General features: G+C 47.8%; 21 protein-coding genes and 1 pseudogene. 19 read left to right on the top strand and 3 right to left on the bottom strand.

Features of this window, described 5'->3' with window-relative positions; genetic code table 11:
- Positions 1-46: 46 nt before the first annotated feature.
- The 11 genes from GUC46_RS12670 (at position 47) to trpS (ending at position 11403) form a co-directional block, all read left to right on the top strand.
- Positions 47-838: a PhzF family phenazine biosynthesis protein gene (locus GUC46_RS12670; protein WP_054528350.1), complete on the top strand. Its 792-nt coding sequence runs from the start codon at positions 47-49 to the stop codon at positions 836-838.
- Between the two features lie 36 nt (positions 839-874).
- Complete coding sequence (locus tag GUC46_RS12675) at positions 875-1183, top strand: monooxygenase (RefSeq protein WP_003836470.1); 309 nt, start codon at positions 875-877, stop codon at positions 1181-1183.
- A 222-nt stretch (positions 1184-1405) separates the two neighbouring features.
- Entirely contained in the window at positions 1406-1801 is a 396-nt protein-coding gene (locus GUC46_RS12680) for a RidA family protein (protein WP_003029233.1), read from the top strand.
- A gap of 27 nt (positions 1802-1828) precedes the next feature.
- Positions 1829-2797: a threo-3-hydroxy-L-aspartate ammonia-lyase gene (locus GUC46_RS12685; protein WP_048233674.1), complete on the top strand. Its 969-nt coding sequence runs from the start codon at positions 1829-1831 to the stop codon at positions 2795-2797.
- 127 nt (positions 2798-2924) lie between these two features.
- A complete protein-coding gene (locus tag GUC46_RS12690; protein ID WP_003029239.1) occupies positions 2925-3566 on the top strand; it encodes a transcriptional regulator in 642 nt (213 codons plus the stop codon).
- 408 nt (positions 3567-3974) lie between these two features.
- The gene (locus GUC46_RS12695; protein WP_003029241.1) at positions 3975-4469 is read left to right on the top strand and encodes a molybdopterin-dependent oxidoreductase; all 495 of its coding nucleotides are present in this window, start codon (positions 3975-3977) and stop codon (positions 4467-4469) included.
- A 17-nt stretch (positions 4470-4486) separates the two neighbouring features.
- Positions 4487-6451 (top strand): bifunctional diguanylate cyclase/phosphodiesterase, encoded by a 1965-nt coding sequence (locus tag GUC46_RS12700; protein WP_130714684.1) that lies wholly within the window; start codon positions 4487-4489, stop codon positions 6449-6451.
- A gap of 84 nt (positions 6452-6535) precedes the next feature.
- Positions 6536-7018 carry a glutathione peroxidase gene (locus tag GUC46_RS12705; RefSeq protein WP_106107334.1) on the top strand — a complete coding sequence of 161 codons (483 nt, stop codon included), beginning with the start codon at positions 6536-6538 and terminating at the stop codon, positions 7016-7018.
- Between the two features lie 165 nt (positions 7019-7183).
- Entirely contained in the window at positions 7184-8293 is a 1110-nt protein-coding gene (locus GUC46_RS12710) for an AI-2E family transporter (RefSeq protein ID WP_130714685.1), read from the top strand.
- 119 nt (positions 8294-8412) lie between these two features.
- Positions 8413-10197, top strand: coding sequence for a diguanylate cyclase (locus GUC46_RS12715; protein ID WP_130714686.1), 1785 nt, complete (start codon positions 8413-8415; stop codon positions 10195-10197).
- 201 nt (positions 10198-10398) lie between these two features.
- The gene (trpS, locus tag GUC46_RS12720; RefSeq protein WP_130714687.1) at positions 10399-11403 is read left to right on the top strand and encodes a tryptophan--tRNA ligase; all 1005 of its coding nucleotides are present in this window, start codon (positions 10399-10401) and stop codon (positions 11401-11403) included.
- A gap of 420 nt (positions 11404-11823) precedes the next feature.
- Here trpS and GUC46_RS12725 read toward each other — a convergent pair whose 3' ends face one another.
- From GUC46_RS12725 to GUC46_RS24250, 3 genes and pseudogenes are all read right to left on the bottom strand, one after another.
- The gene (locus tag GUC46_RS12725) at positions 11824-12570 is read right to left on the bottom strand and encodes an SDR family NAD(P)-dependent oxidoreductase (RefSeq protein WP_003029256.1); all 747 of its coding nucleotides are present in this window, start codon (positions 12568-12570) and stop codon (positions 11824-11826) included.
- Positions 12571-12640: 70 nt separating this feature from the next.
- Positions 12641-13330: a YafY family protein gene (locus GUC46_RS12730; protein ID WP_130714688.1), complete on the bottom strand. Its 690-nt coding sequence runs from the start codon at positions 13328-13330 to the stop codon at positions 12641-12643.
- A gap of 134 nt (positions 13331-13464) precedes the next feature.
- A pseudogene (locus tag GUC46_RS24250) lies at positions 13465-13638 on the bottom strand (DNA methylase); the annotation flags it as partial.
- A gap of 736 nt (positions 13639-14374) precedes the next feature.
- Between GUC46_RS24250 and GUC46_RS12735 the strand changes: the two are divergent.
- The 8 genes from GUC46_RS12735 (at position 14375) to gap (ending at position 22349) form a co-directional block, all read left to right on the top strand.
- On the top strand, positions 14375-14602 hold the full coding sequence (locus tag GUC46_RS12735; RefSeq protein WP_229235683.1) for a helix-turn-helix domain-containing protein: 228 nt from the start codon (positions 14375-14377) through the stop codon (positions 14600-14602).
- 225 nt (positions 14603-14827) lie between these two features.
- Positions 14828-15532, top strand: coding sequence for a DUF1120 domain-containing protein (locus GUC46_RS12740; protein ID WP_003836491.1), 705 nt, complete (start codon positions 14828-14830; stop codon positions 15530-15532).
- 99 nt (positions 15533-15631) lie between these two features.
- Positions 15632-16336 (top strand): fimbria/pilus chaperone family protein, encoded by a 705-nt coding sequence (locus GUC46_RS12745; RefSeq protein ID WP_130714689.1) that lies wholly within the window; start codon positions 15632-15634, stop codon positions 16334-16336.
- A 202-nt stretch (positions 16337-16538) separates the two neighbouring features.
- On the top strand, positions 16539-18872 hold the full coding sequence (locus tag GUC46_RS12750) for a fimbrial biogenesis usher protein (RefSeq protein WP_229235663.1): 2334 nt from the start codon (positions 16539-16541) through the stop codon (positions 18870-18872).
- Entirely contained in the window at positions 18869-19420 is a 552-nt protein-coding gene (locus GUC46_RS12755) for a hypothetical protein (protein ID WP_130714690.1), read from the top strand. The genes GUC46_RS12750 and GUC46_RS12755 overlap by 4 nt, the downstream gene beginning before the upstream one ends.
- Before the next feature lie 4 nt (positions 19421-19424).
- Positions 19425-20207 carry a DUF1120 domain-containing protein gene (locus GUC46_RS12760; RefSeq protein WP_032941311.1) on the top strand — a complete coding sequence of 261 codons (783 nt, stop codon included), beginning with the start codon at positions 19425-19427 and terminating at the stop codon, positions 20205-20207.
- A gap of 72 nt (positions 20208-20279) precedes the next feature.
- Complete coding sequence (locus tag GUC46_RS12765) at positions 20280-21260, top strand: GlxA family transcriptional regulator (protein WP_049002808.1); 981 nt, start codon at positions 20280-20282, stop codon at positions 21258-21260.
- Between the two features lie 78 nt (positions 21261-21338).
- Positions 21339-22349, top strand: a complete 1011-nt coding sequence (gene gap, locus GUC46_RS12770; protein ID WP_016150174.1) for a type I glyceraldehyde-3-phosphate dehydrogenase — start codon at positions 21339-21341, stop codon at positions 22347-22349.
- The last annotated feature ends 132 nt before the right edge of the window (positions 22350-22481 follow it).

The following is a 22481-nucleotide window of genomic DNA, read 5'->3' on the forward strand; positions in this document are numbered from 1 at the left end:
CATGGTAGAGTGTGATTTATCCTGAGTGCGATGAGAGGGTTATTCTGTGCAACAAATCGATTTTTACATGGTGGATGCCTTTACCACCACGACGTTTGGCGGTAATGCCGCAGCAGTCTGTCCGCTCACGGACTGGTTACCCGATGAAACATTATTAAAGATGGCGCAGCAGCATAATCAGTCAGAAACCGCTTTTTTTGTCGCCAATGAGAATGGTTTTGAGCTGCGTTGGTTTACCACTCAGGGTGAAATCAATCTGTGTGGGCATGCCACGCTTGCCGCCGCGCATGTCATCTTTGAACATCTGGATTACCCGGATACAAAAATCCATTTTGCTACCCGCTTTGTGGGACCGCTGACGGTCACGCGCAGCGGTGAATGGCTGACGCTCGATTTTCCTGCCTGGCAAAGCGAATCTGCCGTGCCGCCCGCTTTACTGCTGGAAACATTAGGCATCACCGAATACAAAGAGATGCGCGTGGCACGCGATTACATGGTGGTGTTGGAAAATCAACAGCAGGTTGAGGCTGTTCGCCCAAACATCCACGCCATGCTTCCGCTGGGGAAAATGGTGTGCATCACCGCGCCGGGTGACGGGGAATACGATTTTGTCAGCCGTTTCTTCTGCCCGGGTGAAGCCGTCGCGGAAGACCCGGTCACAGGCTCGGCACATAGCATGCTGATCCCTTACTGGGCTGCAAAACTGAATAAAACACAGATGCTGGCGCGCCAGGTCTCTGAGCGCGGCGGGGATTTACGCTGTCAGTTAGCAGGAACGCGTGTTTATATCAGTGGACAGGCAATAACTTATCTGACCGGTAAAGTGCTGCTGCGCTAGCAGCCTTACCCGAAATAACCAATCCATGGAGGATTTATGTCGAACAAACTCGTGCAGATACACTTTGATTTTCATGGTCCGTTTGGGGCTGAGATGTCGAGTCAGCTCGTTGAACTGGCCGAATCAATCAACCAGGAGCCAGGGTTCATCTGGAAAATCTGGACCGAGAACGAAGCAAATCACGAAGCGGGTGGCATCTACCTGTTCCGGGACGAAGACACCGCTCAGGCCTATATCAAAAAGCATACCGCCCGTCTGAAGCATCTGGGTGTGGAAGACGTGACGTTCAAAATCTTCGATATCAATGAACCGTTAACTAAAATTAACCACGGTCACATCGGCTAGTATTTTGCCTTAGACGCCCCGCCCGGGGCGTTTCTTCACTCTCCTGCCTTCCCCTCTTCGTTCCTACCCAGGTTAGCGATTTACGTTAGCCACATTTGCAATAGTTCACAAAATCATCACCCGCGAAAATTATCTCTAGCCGAAAGTGGCATATAGGCGTATAAAATAATACAAATTGTATTATTTTATACAAAGTGAATCATTAGCTACAGGAGGTTTATTATGTCCGCGGACATTACACTGAACTCATCTGCTGGAAGCTTCCCGCCAGCAGGTCATTACTCGCACAGTACAACGGCTGGCGGTTTCGTATTCATTTCTGGGCAATTGCCGGTCACTTTCGACGGCGAGAAAAAAGCGGATGCCTCTTTTGAAGATCAAACCCGGCTGGTGCTACAGAATATTGATGCTTGTCTGGCGGGTGCTGGAGTTTCCCGCCAGCATCTGGTGTCAGTTCGCGTCTATGTGACGGATATGAATCAGTGGCCGACGTTTAACAAAATCTATGGGGAGTGGATCGGTGATTTCCGTCCATCCCGTGCTGTAGCCGGTGTTGCGGAACTTCATTATGGTTTTGCGCTGGAAGTTGAAGCTATGGCGTTGGCCCCGCAAGCGTGACATTTAACAACATACAGGTGAACAACAATGACTGAAATGACACTGCCTGATTATAACGATGTTGCCGCTGCGGCAGCGCGCATCGCAGATTATGCTAACAAAACGCCGGTGATGACATCCCGAACGGTTAATGAAGAATTTGGCGCGGAAGTCTTCTTTAAGTGCGAAAATTTCCAGAGAATGGGCGCCTTCAAATTTCGCGGCGCTATGAATGCGCTACGCCAGTTCACACCACAACAACGTGCTGCGGGTGTCGTGACGTTTTCTTCCGGTAACCATGCGCAGGCCATTGCACTGTCGGCAAAATTATTGGGGATTCCAGCAACAATTATCATGCCGCATGATGCTCCGGTAGCTAAAGTTGCAGCAACAAAAGGCTATGGCGGAAAGGTGGTAACTTACGATCGCTATACTGAAGATCGTGAAAAAATTGGTCGGGACCTGGCAGAGAAACAGGGGTTAACGCTGATCCCCCCTTACGACCATCCGCACGTGATTGCAGGCCAGGGCACCGCCACAAAAGAGCTGATTGAAGAAGTGGGTCAGTTAGACGCCCTTTTCGTTTGTCTGGGCGGTGGCGGCCTGCTCTCAGGATCCGCTCTGGCGGCCAGACATCTGTCTCCTGACTGCATCGTCTATGGTGTCGAACCTGAAGCGGGTAACGATGGTCAACAGTCGTTTCGTAGCGGAAAAATTGTTCATATCGATACGCCCAAAACCATTGCTGACGGTGCTCAGACCCAACATCTCGGGAACTATACGTTTCAGATTATCCAGCAAAACGTGAACGATATTCTGACGGTTTCAGACGCTGAGTTAATCACCTCAATGAAATTTATCGCTGAACGCATGAAAATCGTCGTTGAGCCGACCGGGTGTCTGGGTTTTGCTGCGGCCAGAGCGCGCAAAGCTGAACTTCGCGGCAAGAAAGTCGGCATTATCATCAGCGGCGGAAACGTGGATATCAGCCGCTACAGTGAATTTCTGGCCAGATGATAAACAGGGTATCTGTCATGCAGATACCCTAATGTTACTGTCTGTACATTGCCGTCTGGAAAAACGATCCCAGGTCACTGTAAACTGCTCGCAATCATGGCAACAGGCATCACCGCAGGAGACTGGCATGCCAAAAACCGACAATAACTCGCTTCTCAGCCAAATTGATACTATCGCCAGGGGATTGAGTGAGACCTTCTCTCCGTTTTGCGAAGTGGTGGTTCATGACCTCAAAAATCCTGAACATGCCATTTTATCCATCCATAATAATCTGTCCGGACGTCAACCCGGCCAGCCAGCAACCGAGCTTGGCCTGGCGAGAATCGCATCGCCTGACTTTCCCAGCATCATTGCGAACTACAGTAATCAGTTTGCCGATGGTCGCCCGGTGAAAAGTACCTCAATTGGCATCAAGGATGAAGAAGGCAGATACGTAGCAGCTCTCTGTCTGAATGTAGATATGACGCTGTTTCGTGGCATGCAGAGTGCTCTTGCGCGTTTTACTGAAACCGAAAACTCCCCCATTAAGGAACATATCGATCCCGGCAGTAACGAAGTCATCCGCCAGCGTATTGATGACTTTGCCGCTAAACGCGCTACGACGGCCCGAGCCCTTAAACCTCAAGACCGTAAGCTGCTGATTCAACAATTACGCCAGGACGGTTTGCTGAACGTACGCAAATCTATGGATACGGTGGCACAGCATCTGGGCGTATCAAGGGCCACCGCCTACCTGTATGCCCGCCAGTCAGTTCAGGCGGGTGAATAAACGGGTTCAGTTGAACTGCACCAGCCGCAGCATAAAAAGTCTGATTTTGATTACCGACACGAAGCGCTCCCGCTATACTTTGGCCCGCTTCGTATCCGATATAGCCACCAACCAGTAAACAACGCCCCGCCGCTGGGAAAAATAAACCTTTATTTTCGTAGGCATTTATTGGCACTGAGTCAATAAATGATTTATTTTTGTACATACATAGTGAGATTACGTTTTCCTCAAATAACACCATCAGCATTGATTAAACATCATAATAAAACAGACAAAATCTAACCCATTGATTTAGAGGAATAAAAATAAAGCTGAATTTATTGCATCAATAATACCTATGCAATATATATAAATAGAGTGATATCTAAATTATAATTCTTTTACATCCGGCTGATTGGTGAGGTAAGAATGCGGTTAATCGTAATGTTAGTAAGCTTTGTGCTCACCACCCAGCTCTGGGCAGGTGAACTTCCCCAGCCTTCCGGTACAGTTCTTTTAACGCTGTCCGGTAATATTGAAAATACAAATGCAGACGGGAAAGCCGTTTTTGATACCGCCAGCCTTGAGAAGCTGGGCATGGTCAGTTTCCAGACCACCTCCCCCTGGTATAATGGACGCACTACTTTTACGGGTATTCCACTACAAAAGCTCATGGATTACGTCGGCGCGAGCGGCTCGGTTGTAAAGGTCACTGCGCTCAATGACTACACCACCGTAATCCCTCTCAGTGATTTCAAAAAATACAATGCCATCCTTGCGTTAAAAATCAACGGAAAATATATGCGCATCCGTGATAAAGGTCCTTTATTCATTGTGTACCCCTATGACAGCATGCCGGAACTGAATAATCAGATTTATTATTCAAGGTCTGCATGGCAGGTCAGTAGTATGGATATTGAGTAAGCGTTCAGAGGAACATCATGAACAGAATACTGGCTGGCATCATCTTTTTTCTTTTTATATCTACCGGATATATCTCTTTCCTCGTGCATGAACGGCAACAAGAGTTACAGAAACTGACTCATTACACCGATTCCTGGTCTGCTGCTCAGCTGGTATCACAATATTACCGATTCGAGTCATTGCTGGGTCTTTACACTATCGATGATACGATGAATCTCGATGATGTACGCATGCGCCTCGACATTATGCTCAGCCAGAGTGATTTAATAAAAGAAGGTGACCTGGGGCGCTACATAGAAAGCAATATAGCCCACCGTGAGCTGGCGGTAAAACTTGAAAACACCCTTAGTTTTCTGGATGTTAATCTAGAGAAAATGAACCGTTCAGCACTCCAGGCTTATCTGAAAAAAATGCATACTCTGGATGCGCCACTGGGTCGTCTTTCATCTGGTGCGTTAAACAAAGATGTTAACTCGATCAATAACGCCAACCAAAAAATTCAAACGCTGTACTATATTTACTCAGCAACCTCGGTGCTGCTGATAATACTGAGTGCGATTCTGGGAGTGCTCATTTTCTATCAAAACAGAAATATTCTGCGGGCGCACCTGCAGGTCAAGAGTCTTGCCGAAGAACTGCAGAAATCTAAAGAAAAGCTGCAAATCCAGAATGCTAAACTGGAATATGACGTCTACCATGACTCTCTTACCGAGATGAATAATCGTCAACTATTCTGGAGCGATTTAAATAAAACAATTGAGATAGCAGAAAAAAATCACGATTCTGTGACTGTGATGTTGTTTGATTTAGATCGATTCAAAGAGGTAAATGATACGTATGGTCATGATGCCGGTGATATGTTGCTACGCCAGATATCAGACCGACTGGTTTCAATGAGTCTTACTTCGGATACGCTGTATCGCCTGGGTGGAGATGAATTTGCGTTTCTCTCAAGTGGCCTGACAGAAAGCCACGCCGTTTCGCGGGCCCAGAAAATATGTGAATTTATCAGCCAGCCCTACACTATTTATAACACGATTATCAACATAACCACCTGTGTTGGCATTGTTATCTCAGACACTGAACGTCGTTCCGACTATCTTTATAAATTTGCTGATCTGGCCCTTTATGAAGCCAAAGGTGAAGGCTCAGGTAAGATAAAAGTCTTCCGACAACGAATGTTAGAAAAGCTACAAGAAAGCAGAACGCTTGAGCATGATATGGCTTTGGCAATAGTGAACAAAGAATTCGTGGTTTATTATCAGCCCATTGTTGACTCCTTCAGCCAAGAAATTTATAGCTATGAAGCCCTAATTCGTTGGCTCCATCCTCTAAAGGGCATCCTGTCGCCGGATAACTTTATTCCTGTTGCTGAAAAAACCGGAATGATTAATGAGATGGGGAAAGCAGTGCTTGAAATTGCCTGCAGGGAAGCTGCTTGTTGGGCGGTTCCTGCTAAAATTTCAGTAAATGTCTCTCCTGTCCAGCTAAGCAGCAAAGCCTTTGTCGGTATCGTACTGTCTATTCTGAAAGAAACTGGACTCCCAGCCGATCGTCTTGAACTGGAAGTAACAGAGTCCTCTCTCTTCACTGAGAGTACGACGCCGATGAATACGCTTAATAAGCTCAGAGCCCTGGGCGTAAAAATCTCCATCGATGATTTTGGTACCGGATATTCTTCTCTTTCGCGCCTGAGCAAGCTTGCCTTCGATAAAATTAAAATAGACAAGTCTTTTGTGCATTCAATATCCACACATGAAGATGCGCTTAATATCATCAAACTGATCACGGGCATGGCGAAATCCCTCAATATGAAGGCTGTTGCTGAAGGTGTTGAAACGCAGGAGCAACTAAAAAGCCTTCAGGCGCTGGGCTGCGATTTCGCCCAAGGATATCTGTTTGGTAAACCTCAACCTTGTGTCAATGAGGAAATCAGAAATGGTCAAGTTGTGCCAATAAACAACAGAAAAACGATGCCATGAAGATTTTCTATCAGGCTTCAACTGCCCGTAACGCGCTGAGTGGCAATGTCGACGCTAAACTCACCCTAACCTGAGGTTTAAAAAATGAGCACTTTTCATCAACTTACCGCCACCAGCCTGAATGGTCAGCTTATTTCAATGGCCGACTATGCAGGCAAACTGGTACTGGTGGTTAATACCGCCAGCCATTGTGGCTTTACGCCACAATATGCGGGCCTTGAAGCACTGTATAAGAAATACGACACACAGGGCCTGGTGGTGCTTGGTTTCCCCTGCAACCAGTTTGGTAAGCAGGAACCCGGTGGGGCGGACGAAATCGCGCAGACCTGCTACGTCAACTACGGCGTGAGTTTTCCAATGTTTGAGAAAGTGGAGGTTAACGGTGCCGCTACACACCCGGTATTTCGTTACCTGAAAGATGAATTACCCGGCATACTGGGTGGGAGGATCAAGTGGAACTTCACTAAATTCCTGGTCGGACGCGACGGAAAACCGCTTAAGCGTTTTGCCCCCTTCACCACTCCAGAAAAAATAGAAACCGTCATCTTTGATGCACTAAAAATCTAATGGTTGCTGTCATTCGAATATCACATTAATACTGTGGATATTCATTGGTTTTTATCTTCAGTAAGTCACCGTTTTAGCCAAAATAAGCGGCAATCTTCAGCTAAAGTTGGTAAATCCCCTGAACGGTTCTATAGTCTGGACTGCTTTTCATTACAGGGTTCACTAATGCGATTTAACGGACTGACTAAAGGTTTCTTCATTTTCATACTTGCCCTCGTGACCTGGGCGTTCTTCGATGTGCTGTCCCCCTACTTTTCCGCCATTTTGTGGGCCGCGATATTAACGACTATCTTTAACCCGATAAAAAACAGACTGCGCAGCGCGCTTGGCGAACGCAACGGACTGGCATCGTTGATTACCATCGTCATTATCTGTCTGATTGTCTTTATCCCGCTGATGGTAATCCTGTCATCGCTGGCCATTGAACTGAACGTGGTGTACACCAAACTGCAACAGAATGACACGCAGTTCCCGGAGGTCGTCGCTTCTGTTCTTTCGTATCTTCCTGACTGGGCCAGAGGTTTTCTGGCAGAACACAATCTGGATGATGTCGCGCAGATCCAGAAAAAACTGTCCGATGTCGTGCTGCAGGGTGGACAGTACCTCGCCGGCAGCGCGTTCCTGATTGGTAAAGGAACATTCGGCTTTGCTATTAGCTTTGGCATCATGCTGTATCTACTGTTCTTCTTACTGAAGGACGGACCGTACCTGGTGCGCCAGATTCTGGACTCATTACCGCTTTCTGATTTTGCCAAACAGCACCTGTTTGCAAAATTCGTCGGCGTGACGCGGGCAACGGTCAAGGGCACGGCGGTCGTCGCTTTGGTTCAGGGTATTCTTGGCGGCATCGCGTTTGCGATTGTAGATATCGACGGTAGCGTTCTGTGGGGCGCGTTGATGGCGTTTCTCTCCCTCGTGCCCGCCGTCGGTTCAGCGATCGTCTGGGTACCAGCAGCAATATTTCTGTTCGCCACCCATCAGCTATGGCAAGCGCTGTTTATCGTTGGCTTCTTTGTGATTATCGTTGGGCTGGTGGACAATATCCTGCGCCCGCTGCTGGTAGGTAAAGACACCAAAATGCCTGATTACCTGATCCTGATAAGCACCCTCGGTGGAATGGAGATCTACGGTATTAACGGCTTTGTGATTGGCCCACTGATTGCCGCGCTATTCATTACCTGCTGGAACCTGTTTTCCGGGCGTGACCATGAAGGTAACGTGGAAGGAATTGACGAAGCCTTTATGGAAGAAGGAAAAAATCCTCCAGATCTGTGATGGCCGGACGATAACAAAAGGCGGTCTTCGTACCGCCTTTTTTATTTTCACGCAAAATCATACGTTTTCTATAATTTCAATCATGCGTATTCATTAATCGTCGCAGAAGGAACTAATCAGTGCGAATTGCCACAATCACCAACTGGGCCTATAGCGCGACGGTATGTCTGACCATCGCCTCCGGTATTGTCATGCTGATGGCATCCAGCGCCGATAACACCGAACGCCAGGTGGTAGAGCAGCGTTATCAATTCGATCAGTTGACCGAAGAAGTGGAGCTTGACGCCTGGTCTCTGTCCGACCTGGCGCGCGACTATGTTATTGCAAAAGATCCTGAGGTGCTCAACGCCTACCGTCAGAAAGAAGCGTCGATGAAAGCCGTTGAGCATCGTCTGTCGAAGCTCAAAGACCTTGGTGCAACGGATGAAGAGCTGGCGCTATTGCACGAAGGGCTGCAGATTGTGGATGCTCTGCAGGATGAGCAGGCCGAGGCGCTTACCAGCGTCGCGCGTGGAGAAGAGTCGCAGGCCATCACCCTGCTGTACGGGAAAGCCTATGAACAGGAACTGGAGCGAGCCCAGGACCGTATAGATCATTTCCGCCAGTTACTCGATAGCCGCGTACGCAACACGATTGAAGATGCAACCCAGTCATCCCGCATGCTGCGGACGGCTTCCGAAGTGATGGTCGGTCTGACGGCGCTGCTGTTTTTATTCGTTCTCGGTTTCATTTTAAAGCGTCGTGTCCTGCGCCCCGTCGTGCGTTTGAGCGATGTCGTAAACCGTCTCGCATCGCAGGATTATGCCGTTGAGACGCCCAGCTTTAACCAGATAGACGAAATAGGCGACATGGCACAGGCGATCCGGATCTTCCGCGAGAACGGTCTGGCTCGTCAGAGACTGGAGAAGGAGCGAGATGCCGACTGGGCAATCCGCGATCTGCTGGCACGTATGACGCAGCGCCTGCAGGGTTGCGAGAATTTTGCCGATGTCATCAATGTGGCGGAACTGTTTGCACCGAATATTGCCCCAGGTATTGCCGGGCGGCTTTACATACTGGACCGGGAACCCTGGCAAATGCGCTGCGTTGCACAATGGCTCTCACCGCAGGGTAAAGCGGATGCGTTCCACCCGGACGAATGCTGGGCTGTGCGCCGCGGCCAGAGCCACCCTCCGGTACAAGGTGAACCCGATATCGCCTGCTACCATCTGCCGGATTCATGCCAGCAGCATACCCTGTGCGTTCCACTGATTGCCCAGGGAGAAGCCATCGGTCTGCTCTCATTCCAGAACCTTAGCGATGATTCCGCCCCCTCTCGTGCGTATCTGGAGCTAATGGCAGAAGCACTCGGCCTCGCATTAGCCAACCAGCGTCTGCGTGACGCCCTGCTGGAGAAAGCGCTCTACGATCCGCTAACTGGTCTACGCAACCGTCATCATCTGGAAGATACCTTACGCACTCAGATGAGCCAGGCCGTACGCAACAAGGAGCCGATCAGTTGCCTGATGATCGATATTGACCATTTTAAAAATATTAACGATCGCTTTGGTCACGAGGCGGGAGACAGCGTGATAAAAAGTATCGCCGCCACCATTCAGCGCGTGGTTCACGACAGCGGCATGGCCTTCCGCTATGGCGGTGAGGAGTTTCTGGTGCTGCTGGCCAATACGGATGAACAGGCCGCCAACCGCCTTGCGACGGATATTTATAACGGCGTACGCGAACTGTCGCTGCGCTTTGGCGTCTCTGAAATTGGTCACGTCGATGTTTCTATTGGCGTAGCCAGCTATCCGCAGCACGCCCAGAGCGACAACCTGCTGCGTGCTGCAGACGTGGCACTGTATCGCGCTAAAGAGCTGGGACGTTCGCGCATCGTGAGCTTTGGCATGCTGGAGGCCAGTTGAACATGGCTTTACCTCAACGCCAGGCGGTGATATGTTAATTCAATGAACACAAAACACGATATCACCGCTTTTAATTACAACCTGTGGTGGCTGCCTTCTTAAAGGCGGTCAAAATGTGTTTTTACCATTTTTAGATAACCGCCGAAAGGCGGTTATTTGCATTTAGAGACCCCTTTCGGTTTTATGACTAAGGAGTCTTACATGAACAATAAAACCATCATCCTCACTGGCGATCGTCCCACCGGCCCGCTGCATCTTGGCCATTATGTGGGGTCATTGCGCCAGCGCGCCGCGCTGCAACATGATTATCAGCAGTTTATATTGGTGGCTGACCTGCAAGGGCTAACCGATAACGGCAGCACACCGCAAAAGATCCGCAACAATATTCCCGAGGTACTTGCCGACTATCTTGCCGCAGGAATAGATCCTTCACTGACCACTATTTGTTTGCAATCGGCCCTGCCTGCCCTTGCGGAACTGACCGCGCTTTATATGAATATCGTCACCGTGGCTCGCGTAGAGCGTAATCCTACGGTTAAAAACGAAATTGCGCAGAAAGGGTTTGCCCGCTTGTTACCGGTTGGTTTTCTGGTTTATCCCATCAGTCAGGCGGCAGATATTACGGCCTTCAAAGCCGAAGTGGTTCCCGTCGGCGACGATCAGTTGCCAATGATTGAACAGACTAATGAAATCGTGCACAAGATGAATAGCCTGTTACCGGCCCCCGTCTTATCGCACTGCAAAGCGCTGCTGAGTGAAACCAGCCGCCTACCAGGGATTGACGGGAATGCCAAAATGTCAAAATCGCTTGGTAACACATTGCTCCTGTCAGCCAGCGAAGAAACCATTCATCACGCGGTCAGTGCAATGTACACCGACCCCAATCATCTGAAAGTATCCGACGCGGGGCAAATCGACGGCAATATGGTATTCACTTACCTCGACGCTTTTCATCCGGATAAAGCAAAAGTGGCGGAAATGAAAGCGCATTACCAACGGGGTGGACTGGGTGACCGGACATGCAAAAACGAGCTGGAGGTGTGCTTGCAGGAACTCATCGCCCCAATGCGCGAGCTGCGGGCCACCTACATTCAGGATAAAGGCATGCTGATGGCAATGCTCAAAAAAGGCAGCGAACAGGCGCACGAGATCACGCAGCAGACATTAAGAGAAGTGAAGCAAGGGCTGGGTTTGCCGGTGTTCTGAACTCGACCTATTACAGTCGGCCCAATAAATAAAGACAGCTCCCAACGAGTTACCTTCGCCGGGAGCTTTCAGAATCTTCCCCACGTTTTATCAGAAAAATGCACTAATGTTTTATTTCGAAATCAAAACCTCATTTCAGGCGATGGCCCCTCTGAGAAAAGGCATGGATTGTCGCCGAAGAGACTATGCTACTCAACGAGTGGCAAAAGGAAGCATTTCATCTGTATCTACAGACAAAGATGCCCGTTTTTCAATGTGAGTTAAACCAATGGAAAGTCGATCATTTATTCTCATATTAGTTCAAACTGGAGATGCTGTTATCATTACCCCTATAATAGGAGCATTAAATATATTATAACGCTCCTATTGAACCTACCGCTTTGGTTAGGTAATGCTTATAGTTTAAAACGTTAGAGAAATTTACTCGGCTAAATATCCACCATCAATTGGATAAACTCCTCCGGTACAGAATGCGGATTTGTCTGATAGCAAAAACAAGATGAAGTCTGCTATTTCTTGCATTTTTGCCATCCTTTTCATAGGGTGGCTATTGGCGAAGCTATGTACGATATTTTCAGGAAGTGCACTCATTCGCGGGGTCTGGACATAACCAGGAGCGACTGCATTTACTCGAATTCCTTGACATGCAAATTCTAGCGCTGCGGTTTGGGTTAAACCAATTATACCATGCTTAGCCACGGTGTAAGGCGCTAATCCAGGAATGCCAACCAGGCCATTTACAGCAGATAAATTCACTATTGAGCCACCAAACTTCATCATCTGAGGTATTTCATATTTTAGGCAGTAAAAAACTCCGCTCAATGAGGTGGCAATAACCTTATCCCAGTTCTCAACTGTTTGCTCTGTTATGTTTTTACCATGATCACCTGTTAAGCCTGCATTATTTACAGCATAATCAAGTCTGCCGAAGCGTTCGATAACCTCATCGATCATTTGTCGTACTTGTTCGGGCTGTGATACATCACATCCGATCCCCATCGCTTGTTGACCCTGTGAAGATAATTGTTTCGCTTTTTGTTTAGCCTGCTCTGACGAACGGGCGACAATAATGACCTTAGCACCATGTATGTGTAATTGCTTTGCGACGGCCTCACCTATTCCTGTAGTGCTTCCTGTTATCACAGCAATTTTATTTTGGAAATTCATACTCCCCCCAAAGATGTAGAATTGAACCTTTCATCTGGGTTAGTATACAAATGAGCTGTGACAGTTTTTGTCAGTACTCTTTCTCCTCGCTAATCCCTTCTTTTACTCTCCATTTTTTCAATAAAACCGCCCTGCTTTCACTATAAAAGGAATCCAGTTGCTCAATTCCCTTAATTTTGTCAGTCCTAAAGTGGCGAAAATCATTTCTCATCTCACACCATGCAACCAAAAGCCAACATGACTCCATGTATACCAACCCAATGGGCCATATGACTCGAGAAGAGTAAGAGTCTTTCTTATCACAATACTTTATTTTGATTCTCTTTCGCTTTTTAATAGCATTGCGAATATCTTCAAAAAACATCTCATTTTTTTCTGAAGGACCAATCAGATAGGATTGACTTTCAATAAGATTTTTCAACTCACCGGAAATGACGGTATGTATTTTGGCAAGTGCATTCTTAGCGATAATTTTGAAATCATGGTCCGTATTATGAGAGACCCAATTCAATCCAAGCGTAATAGCATTGACTTCTTCATGAGACAGGTTTAAGGGTGGCAAATGAAAATCAGATTTAACGATATAACCAATTCCAGCACCACCTTCAATGCATACCCCTTGATGCTGTAGCGTTTTTATATCTCTGTAAAGGGAACGCACACTTATCCCTAATCTTTCTGAGAGTGTGGATGCAGTGATCGGATATCTTTGTGCCCTTAATATCTGTAGTAATTCGAGAAGCCTTTCTGTTCTAGTCATAGTGATAAATCCATCATGATCCTGAGACGATTTCTTAAAGCATCTATTAGATAAGCATCTTAGTACAAAGCAAGTGTAGATGGCTAAGTTGAACTGCCCCAAGGTCTGATACCGCGCTAAGTTCGTAATGCGTTCATCAGTGCGTCTGTTTTGAGGACACATTTCATCTCATTGCAGGTGGGTTGTAGCCATTCATCGCTTTTGTCGCCGGCAATACTGTGTCGGAAAGGCCACGGACTCCGACCAACTGCGGGGGATCTGTGGGGGATGAAATCAACGGCACGATCCGGAAAGAAGCGGAAAAGCAGCCCGTCCTGTGTCCACTCAGGCGCGGTACACTGGAGCCAACAATGGATATCCTTACGCATCACGCGATATGGACATGGAACCGCAAGGCGTCATTACAAAACATTCGTAAAGCTTTTCGGATAGTATATCGTGCTGTGGGTGTGAGTGAATTCAGGCAACGGGCAGATATCACCGCAATTTTTACTCTGAACTATAAATTATGAGTCCCCTTTAATCATCAATATTATTGTTGAGACCTGACAATGGTCATTACAGGCTTTATTTCTAATTTTCAGCACCAGATACCCTCTGATATTTATAGAACACATCTGTAATTTACTCCTTATTGGTGTAACGTGTAACTATATATTTCACGGAGTAACTAAATAATAGCAATTATGATTGCGCGTGAAACTATTAGTGTATTCATGACTGTGAGATAAGTAGATCGTTATCATATATTATCTTTATATTTCATGAAGATACAATCAAACCTCAAATTCATTTAATTTATTGAAACAATCGTTTAACCTGTTTTGATAGCTTTATTCTATTGATGATTTACTGACCGATCGATATTAACTTGTTTTAAGAGTAAAGGATGTTTGCAATACTTTTATGGTCGAAATATATGTCAACAAATAAATCAACATAAACAAATAGTAAACGGAGTCGCTAATGCACTTGAAATACAATATATCTAACGTTAACGCCAGAATCGGTCGATTCGTTCGTAGCAACCGACAAAAAATGAATATGAGCGCAGAAGAGTTAGCTGTTGAGTTAAATATATGTCAGCAGCATGTATCACGGTTTGAACGGGGGCAGTGCGCTTTTACGTTAGAGTTTATTCTGCGAATTCTGAACGTTTTTAACATAAGACTGAGTCATCTTGTCAGTGAAGTTTTCTATGAGGATTCACAGGTATTTAGCAAGGCCAGAAACATTATCCAAAACAATTCAATGACTAAGACCATTAATTAACGAGCTTGATTTTTTAAAAACAGCATTTACTGGACAATATTCTTCAAGAGAAACTAAATACAACATATTGCTTTTGTATTTCTCTAATTTTTACCAGGTGTGAATATCTAAAACCTGCTACGTGAAGAAAGTCATGCTCCGCATCGCCATGTTTACTTGAATAAAGTGAACATGGCGCTGCACAGGCGTTGTATTTTTAAATCCATAATTAGGAATATTACTTAAATGAAATTAAATAAACTACTGGTTGCTTTATCACTTACTTTTATTTCCGGCTCAGTCCTTGCGGCAGGTGGAGACACGGCCACGCTTAAAGTCACAGGAAAATTAGTGCCGGGCGCATGCGCCGTCAATCTGGATAACGCCGGTATTGTTGACTACGGAACAATGTTAATGACGAACCTGTCTGCAACTGAAGACAATCAACTGCCGGAAAAACGTATTAATATGGGTATTAAATGCAATTCCGAACGACTTGTTGCGTATACCCTTCATGATGAACGTAGAGATTCTCTTTATAATGGTGTGATTAAAAATGCCACCGTTGATGGCAGCGATATACCCGCAAGCAGCAATCAATTTGGTCTGGGGCTTACGAACGACGGTGAAGCAAGACTGGGGGCATATACTGTTATTAACTGGTTCCCTGATATGACTTATTCGGGTAGCGCTGACAATCTGGTGTTTATCGGAAGTAAAGGTAACAGCGACGACTGGTCACGCACGACTTCTGGCAGCACCGTAAACGGCGTGGATGTTGCGGCCAGATTACACACCTTAGGAAATCCTGATACATTAACCCCGGCAGCTTTCTCTGAATTGAAAATTCCATTATCTATTAAAGGAGTTCTTCGCAAAGGGGAAGACCTTAAGATTACGGATGAAACGAATCTCGACGGTGAGGCAACGATTTCTCTGGTTTATCTCTGATAATCTCCCGTAAATTAATACGATAAAATCAATTTTATCGACTCTGTTTATTACCGGGCCATGTTCTAATGGCCCGGTAAATATACTGGAATAACTACAATGCGTCAGCCATTTTTCTTCTGGAAAGTTCTTTTCATTCTTTCACTTTTCCTGATATGCGTCCCACAGGTTAGTATGGCCACCGGAATGCAGCCTGACAGTTCCCTTTTACTGATCCAGGAAAAGGAAAGCGGAGGCAGCATGAATGTCACCAATACAGACAATATCCCTTCCCTGCTTTACACACAGGTCATTAATGTTGACGGTGAGGATGACACGATTAAACTCCTGCCGACTCAGCCGGTAGTCCGGGTTGAAGGAGGTAAGACTCAGCAAGTTCGATTTATTCTTAAAACGGAAAAGCCGCTAATTACTGAGCATCTTAAACGTGTCATTTTCGAAGGTATCCCCCCAAAAATTCCCGGTAGTAACAAAATTGGTATTACCATACGTCAGAATTTACCCGTACTTATTCATCCAGAAGGATTACCGGAACGAAAAGATCCCTGGACGTTACTTACATGGCATAAAGAAGGCAATCAGCTGAAAGTTACTAATCCAGGCCCCTATGTCGTCCGCCTGGCCCAGCAGTTTGTCACACTACCGTCGAAGACACAATTTGACCTCGGGAGAACGTATTTACTGCCGGGCCAGCATATAACCTTATCATCAGCATCCTCGCTTACGGCTGATAACGAAGTACGTTTTGTTCCAGTCAGCCGTTACGGTGTTCAGATGTCGGAGTTTATTGCTTCGCTAAATTGAAAGAAACTTTAGCGCCAGACCGGATGTCAGGTTTCAACGCTGAATATTTATTATAAAAACCTATTTCGCATCAGAACGATTTATATCCGAGCTCCTGCAAGGATAGCTATAAGGTTAATAAATGCCCTTTAATTTAATCAGAACATTGCCTGTTCACAGGTATGCATATTATTTATTTCTCGGTCTACTTGGTAGTTACAGTATGATGTTATCCGCCGAACCTTTACTATTTGATGACGGAAGATTAAAAAACCGTGGACTGGATGCTGGTCTGAGTCATTATTTTTCTCACGCCGCACGTTTTTCACCAGGCGAATATCCTGTTAGTTGGGTGATTAACGGGCGCAATAAACGTCAGCTTATGACGCGATTTAATGCGCAGGGCGAACCCTGTATAACCCCTGAAACATCCCGAAATCTCGGACTTGCGTATGAGTTTAATCAAGGATGTCTGGATTATCAGACGCTTTATCCCGCAGCACAGTTAACGGCAGACCCGTATAAAAATCAGATTAGTATTACAGTTCCGACATCTGCGCTGACGCCAGAAAGCATCTTATTACGGAAGGATATTATTCAGGGAGGCACATCGGGGCTGCTTAATTATAATCTGCAGTCGTCAACCACAGTTCAGTCCGGAAAGCACGAAACTTATCAACTGGGACTATTTGAATCAGGACTGAATCTGAATGACTGGCTGCTTCGCAGTCGTCATACGGTATCGTACAGTGACGGAACACGTCGTTCTCAGCGACTATATACTTATGTCCAGAAGACGTTTCAGTCGCTACAACAGACCTTTCAGGCAGGAGAGATATACGCTCGTCAGACGCTACTCGCCATTCCTGGATTAACGGGGCTTCAACTGTTTCCTGATAGTGCACTGCGTCCTGCTCGTAGCGGCGTTTCTGTTCAGGGAATAGCGCGTTCCGCGCAGGCTCGTGTTGAGGTTTATCAAAACGGACAGTTAATCGAGGCAACACAGGTTCCTGAAGGACCGTTTTCATTAGATAACATTTCCATGCTCAGCACGCAGTTTCCGCTGGATGTGAAAGTGACGGAACAGGATGGTCAGTTAACAACGTTTTCAGTACCTGTCACGGCCTTACAAACTCCGGCCGACGCTCCCCTTTATGGTTCTGTGGCACTCGGTAAAGTGCGCGAGACAGTTGCCAGCGATGAATCGGCCCCCTGGCTCATTACCGGAAGTCAGGGAATGCGGATTTCCCGACAGGCAACGCTAAGCGGTAGCGCTCTGGCCTCAGCACAGTATCAATCCGCGGCGGCATCCCTGAGTTTTATTCCGATACCGGCATGGTCACTGTCGCTGCAAACCACGATGGCACAGGAACAGTACACGCATCATGCGGGCAGCAAGGAAAGCCTCAGTCTCCGCTACCAGCTTAACCCTTCCGCCAGTATTCAGGCGGCCTGGACCACAACATCTGCGGGATTTCGTGAGCTCAGCGACGCTGTAAATCATACGACTTCCACAGCGAACAGTTACTACAATGTGGGAGGTAACTGGGCTCATGAACATTTAGGTCTGTTTTCGCTGAGTTACTCGACCTCCTCCGCGCGTGACCATGCCGCCACACCGAAATCATGGTATGCCTCATGGTCAAAAAACTGGCGCTGGGCTGGACATGGTCAGATTAACCTTTCGGCCACATGGCAACGTGTTTCTGGCTCCCGGACGAGTACGCAACGTGACGATGATGTTTTTTATATCCGACTTGGGCTGCCTCTGGGACACGATCGCGTAAATCTGTCCCTTCGTCGACAGGGCTCCCGGACTTATAACGATGTTCAGACCAGCGGACAATGGGACGATATGTCATATTCGCTATCGGCAGGACGGGACTGGCAAAATGCCCAAAATACCATCAGCGGCAGTTTTGGGCAGAATTTGCATTATGCCCAGATGAGTGGGTATGCCAGCCAGACCGCCAATTATTGGGGGTATGGCGGTTCGCTAAGCGGTGGGATTTCCGTTAATCAGGAAGGGATACTTTTTTCACCTTATGCGATTCAGGAATCATACGGCGCGCTTTCATTAAATTCTCCGCTTTCCGGGATCAAAGTATCTACCCCGCAGGGCCCTGTCTGGACTGATTATCGCGGCAAAGCGCTGGTTCCCGGCTTAACACCGTGGCAGCCCTCTCGTCTCAATATTGATGTTAAAACGTTGCCCAGACATGTCGACTTAACCAATGGTGCCGCGGAGCTTACCGTTTCGCGAGGAGCCGTCGCATTCACACAATTCAGGGTATCAGACACCCGCAGGGTACTCATGACAGTCAGACGTACTAACGGAAAGCTTCTGTCTAAAGGAAAAGGGATCGTAGACAGCGATGGGCAGTACGTGACGAATTCTCTGGAAAAAGGCCTGGTTTTCTTTAGCAACCTGCAGCCCGGTGAGTCGTTCTTTGTGGGGGATGACAACGGTAGCCCCATGTGCCAGCTACAGTATTCCCTGCCCCCAACACCACCTCAGGATGGTTTATATGAAGAGTTAACGGGAGTATGCGAATGATTCGTTTAATATCATTATGTTGCGGCATCTATTTTATTGTCAGTCCGGTCGTTCAAGCGCAGTGCAATATTATTGCCAGCCAGTTGCGCCACGAATACGGCAAAGTCCGGTTTCAGGATACTGAGCCCACCGGGCAGGTACAATGGCAGCAGTTGCCCGCCCGCCTGGTACAGGTACAGGTGCGGTGTGATGTTCCTCAACCCATACACATCCGGTTTGATGACAATGACCGTCGAGGACTCGACTTCAGTTTCGGTGAGGAGGGACGGGCAACGGTGATGTTCAGTGAAGCGTTTGTCGATAATAAGAGCAGCCAGTTCGTTATTCACCACGAGCTTAATAAATCGTCTGAATCACGGTCGCAGACCCCTATTGCTGTTCTCAACGGAGACACAGTTGAGCTCCAGCAGCATCATCAGCCCGTGAACGGGATGTCGGCCACTTTCCTGCTTACGGTTATTCCCCGTGTACAGGCCCGCAGCTTTCAGGTTTCAGATCAGCAGGCGTCAACATTGTCATTACGTATGACCGTACCAGAGAGAGAATAACTCGATGATTTCATTTTGGTTCAAGGAAATTTTTCAGCGTGTTATATACCACCAGTCAAGTGTTACAGGAAAGATGCGCCTGATTTCGCTTATTAAAAGCCGGATACATCGGTGGCTTTGTTGTGCCGGGGGGATATTTTGCCTGTTGATTACGAAGGCGTATGCGGAAAATACGGTGGATGTGAGCTTTTCAGCTGAAATGATCCCGGCGGCATGCCGGGTATCGCTGGATAATGGCGGCACTGTGGATTACGGTACGCTGAGTCTCTCATCGATCCGTTCTTCATCTCCCTATCTGTTGACGCCACGTGTTATCGGCTTGCATATACAGTGCGAGAGCCTGCGACAGGTGGCATGGATGGTCAATGATGAAAAAGCGGAAACCCGGGTCCGTAACCTGATAATTGACTCTCACGATGATAAGACATCTGGTCGGCATTCATCTGACACCCTCTTTGGACTGGGTGTTACCTCAGGTCAAAAACCGATTGGTGGCTACCTGATAACCGCATTAGCCGGGGAGAGCGCCGTGGAAGGCGATATCGCGTCATGGGGGTATCAGACGGGGGAACAAGAACGGAGCATGTGGCAATCAGCCGGGACAGCACTAACACTGATTTCAGGCATCATGAGACTGACTCCGGTGGATGCGAAAAATAATCCCGTGGCAATTCGTCAGTTGACAATCCCCCTCAGGATCTCTGCCGCTATTGCCTCCGATGGCCTGAGCTTACAGGATGAGACTGAGTTACAGGGCGAGGCCACAATCAGCCTGATTTATTTGTAATATTGGGACAAGAATAGTATCCCGCAACACATGTCTGTTGACTTATTTTGTAAAAAGACTACTTTTCAGGACATGAAGAAGATACTCATCATTGTTCCCGATGGCGGCATGCTGTTTGAATCCGCCGGTATTGCCGACATCATGATGCAGGCCAACCGCCTGCATCCCAAAAGCGCTACGGAAACCTGTTATCAGGTTCAGTTAGCCACAACGCAACCACATCAGGTGATCCATGGTCAGTCCGGCCTGAACCTACTGGCAGATCATCGCCTGCATGAGATAGATCCTCGCGAACCTCTCGATACCATCATTATCACCGGCAGAGGTCAAAATCCGCAGGAAGGAATTGCTGTGGTTGACTGGCTGCGCCTTGCCGCTCCCCATGCCCGCCGCATTGCATCCATTTGCGGCGGTGCGATGCTGCTGGCACAAACCGGGCTGCTGGACGGCAGACGAGCCACCACCCACTGGAAACTACTTGAAACCATGCAGGCAGAATTCCCTCAGGTGCGCGTCGAAAGCGGTCCGCTTTATATTCAGGACGAACACATCTGGACATCGGGTGGCGTGAGCTCCGGCTTTGATCTAACGCTAGCGCTGGTTGAAGAGGATTATGGTTTCAGTCTGGCACGCGACGTCGCTCAAGACTTCGTCATGTACCTGCGCCGTCCTGGGGGCCAGCTGCAGTTTAGCCGCTACAACCTTCAGCATACCAGTACTCTGGGCCCGATTAACGATCTGCTGGTCTGGCTGCTTGAGAACCTCACCGCCGACCTCAGCGTGGATAAACTGGCGGAAAAAGTCGCCATGAGTCCACGTAATTTCACCCGCGTGTTTACCCGGGAAACAGGAGCTTCACCGGCGCGCTATGTAGCTGAAGCTCGTCTGGCCGCAGCCCGGCAGCGTCTGGAGCTGACCAACGAGACGCTGGAGCGTATTGCCGAACAAACGGGATTCGGCAGCAGCATCAACCTGCGACGACTATTCGAAAAACAGCTTCACCTGACCCCGGGCGAATATCGCCAGCGTTTTCATTGTCGTAAAATGGCCTAAAGTGATCCTTTTTTGTCGTTTACGCCAAGCAGTGATCGGCCTAAATTTATGCCAGAGACAACAGATAAGGAGTTGATCATGGTAAAGGTCGGTATTAACGGTTTTGGCCGTATCGGACGTAACGTACTGCGTGCTGCACTGGGTAACTCGGATATTCAGATTGTGGCAATCAACGATCTGACTGACAGTAAAACATTGGCGCACCTGCTGAAATACGATTCGCTGCTGGGTAAACTCGATGCCGACGTCGCCGCCAGTGAGGGGCAACTGGTCGTTAACGGTAATTCCATTACTGTTTTTAGCGAACGCGACCCAGCCAAAATCCCCTGGCGTCAACGTGAAGTCGATATTGTCATTGAAGCAACCGGCTTCTTCACTGAACGAGACAAGGCGGCAGTACATATCCACAGCGGTGGCGCAAAGCGCGTAATTATCTCTGCTCCAGGTAAAAACGATGATTTAACCATCGTGATGGGCGTTAACGATCATCTCTACTCGGCGGATAAACACTTTGTCGTCAGCAACGGTAGCTGCACCACCAACGGTCTGGCACCTGCCGCGCAGGTTTTGCACCAACATTTCGGTATTAAGCATGGTCTGATGAACACCACCCATGCCTACACCAACAGCCAGGCGCTGCACGACCAACCGGAAAAAGATCTTCGTGGCGCCCGCGCCGCTGCATTGTCGATAGTGCCCTACTCAAGCGGTGCTGCAAAGGCGCTTGGCAAAGTCATCCCTGAGCTGGATGGTCGCTTAACCGGTTATTCGCTGCGCGTACCAGTTCCGGTAGTGTCAATTGTCGACCTGACCGTCACGCTTGAGCGGGATGTAACGGAAGAAGAAGTCAATAATGCATTTCGTAACGCCGCCGCGACGGGGCCGCTGAAAGGGATCCTGGGCTATAGCGATGAACCGCTCGTTTCAAGCGACTACCAGGGTGACCCGCGTTCATCCATTATCGACGGCCTGTCAACGTTGGTAATTGGTGGCAATATGGTCAAAATTCTCGCCTGGTACGATAACGAATGGGGATTCTCCAATCGGCTCGTCGACCTGGCGCTGTTAATGGCAAAAAACGAGCGCTAACTCCTGCTTCCCACGCCCTCTTAAAATCCACGCCTGGCGTGGATTTTTTAACTCTGCCACGGCAGATTAAATGTGAGTTTGATGGCGGAGCAATTCCTCTCAACTTAGTCATTTTATTAATCTTACGGTTGC

Source organism: Citrobacter sp. LUTT5 (assembly GCF_009905315.1).
Taxonomy (GTDB): Bacteria; Pseudomonadota; Gammaproteobacteria; order Enterobacterales; family Enterobacteriaceae; genus Citrobacter; species Citrobacter freundii.

Coding starts and splice junctions, on each gene's coding strand:
- GUC46_RS12675 (WP_003836470.1), top strand. CDS start 875: ATGTCGAACAAACTCGTGCAGATACACTTTGATTTTCATGGTCCGTTT.
- GUC46_RS12680 (WP_003029233.1), top strand. CDS start 1,406: ATGTCCGCGGACATTACACTGAACTCATCTGCTGGAAGCTTCCCGCCA.
- GUC46_RS12685 (WP_048233674.1), top strand. CDS start 1,829: ATGACTGAAATGACACTGCCTGATTATAACGATGTTGCCGCTGCGGCA.
- GUC46_RS12690 (WP_003029239.1), top strand. CDS start 2,925: ATGCCAAAAACCGACAATAACTCGCTTCTCAGCCAAATTGATACTATC.
- GUC46_RS12695 (WP_003029241.1), top strand. CDS start 3,975: ATGCGGTTAATCGTAATGTTAGTAAGCTTTGTGCTCACCACCCAGCTC.
- GUC46_RS12700 (WP_130714684.1), top strand. CDS start 4,487: ATGAACAGAATACTGGCTGGCATCATCTTTTTTCTTTTTATATCTACC.
- GUC46_RS12705 (WP_106107334.1), top strand. CDS start 6,536: ATGAGCACTTTTCATCAACTTACCGCCACCAGCCTGAATGGTCAGCTT.
- GUC46_RS12710 (WP_130714685.1), top strand. CDS start 7,184: ATGCGATTTAACGGACTGACTAAAGGTTTCTTCATTTTCATACTTGCC.
- trpS (WP_130714687.1), top strand. CDS start 10,399: ATGAACAATAAAACCATCATCCTCACTGGCGATCGTCCCACCGGCCCG.
- GUC46_RS12725 (WP_003029256.1), bottom strand. CDS start 12,570: ATGAATTTCCAAAATAAAATTGCTGTGATAACAGGAAGCACTACAGGA.
- GUC46_RS12730 (WP_130714688.1), bottom strand. CDS start 13,330: ATGACTAGAACAGAAAGGCTTCTCGAATTACTACAGATATTAAGGGCA.
- GUC46_RS12735 (WP_229235683.1), top strand. CDS start 14,375: ATGAGCGCAGAAGAGTTAGCTGTTGAGTTAAATATATGTCAGCAGCAT.
- GUC46_RS12740 (WP_003836491.1), top strand. CDS start 14,828: ATGAAATTAAATAAACTACTGGTTGCTTTATCACTTACTTTTATTTCC.
- GUC46_RS12745 (WP_130714689.1), top strand. CDS start 15,632: ATGCGTCAGCCATTTTTCTTCTGGAAAGTTCTTTTCATTCTTTCACTT.
- GUC46_RS12750 (WP_229235663.1), top strand. CDS start 16,539: ATGATGTTATCCGCCGAACCTTTACTATTTGATGACGGAAGATTAAAA.
- GUC46_RS12755 (WP_130714690.1), top strand. CDS start 18,869: ATGATTCGTTTAATATCATTATGTTGCGGCATCTATTTTATTGTCAGT.
- GUC46_RS12760 (WP_032941311.1), top strand. CDS start 19,425: ATGATTTCATTTTGGTTCAAGGAAATTTTTCAGCGTGTTATATACCAC.
- GUC46_RS12765 (WP_049002808.1), top strand. CDS start 20,280: ATGAAGAAGATACTCATCATTGTTCCCGATGGCGGCATGCTGTTTGAA.
- gap (WP_016150174.1), top strand. CDS start 21,339: ATGGTAAAGGTCGGTATTAACGGTTTTGGCCGTATCGGACGTAACGTA.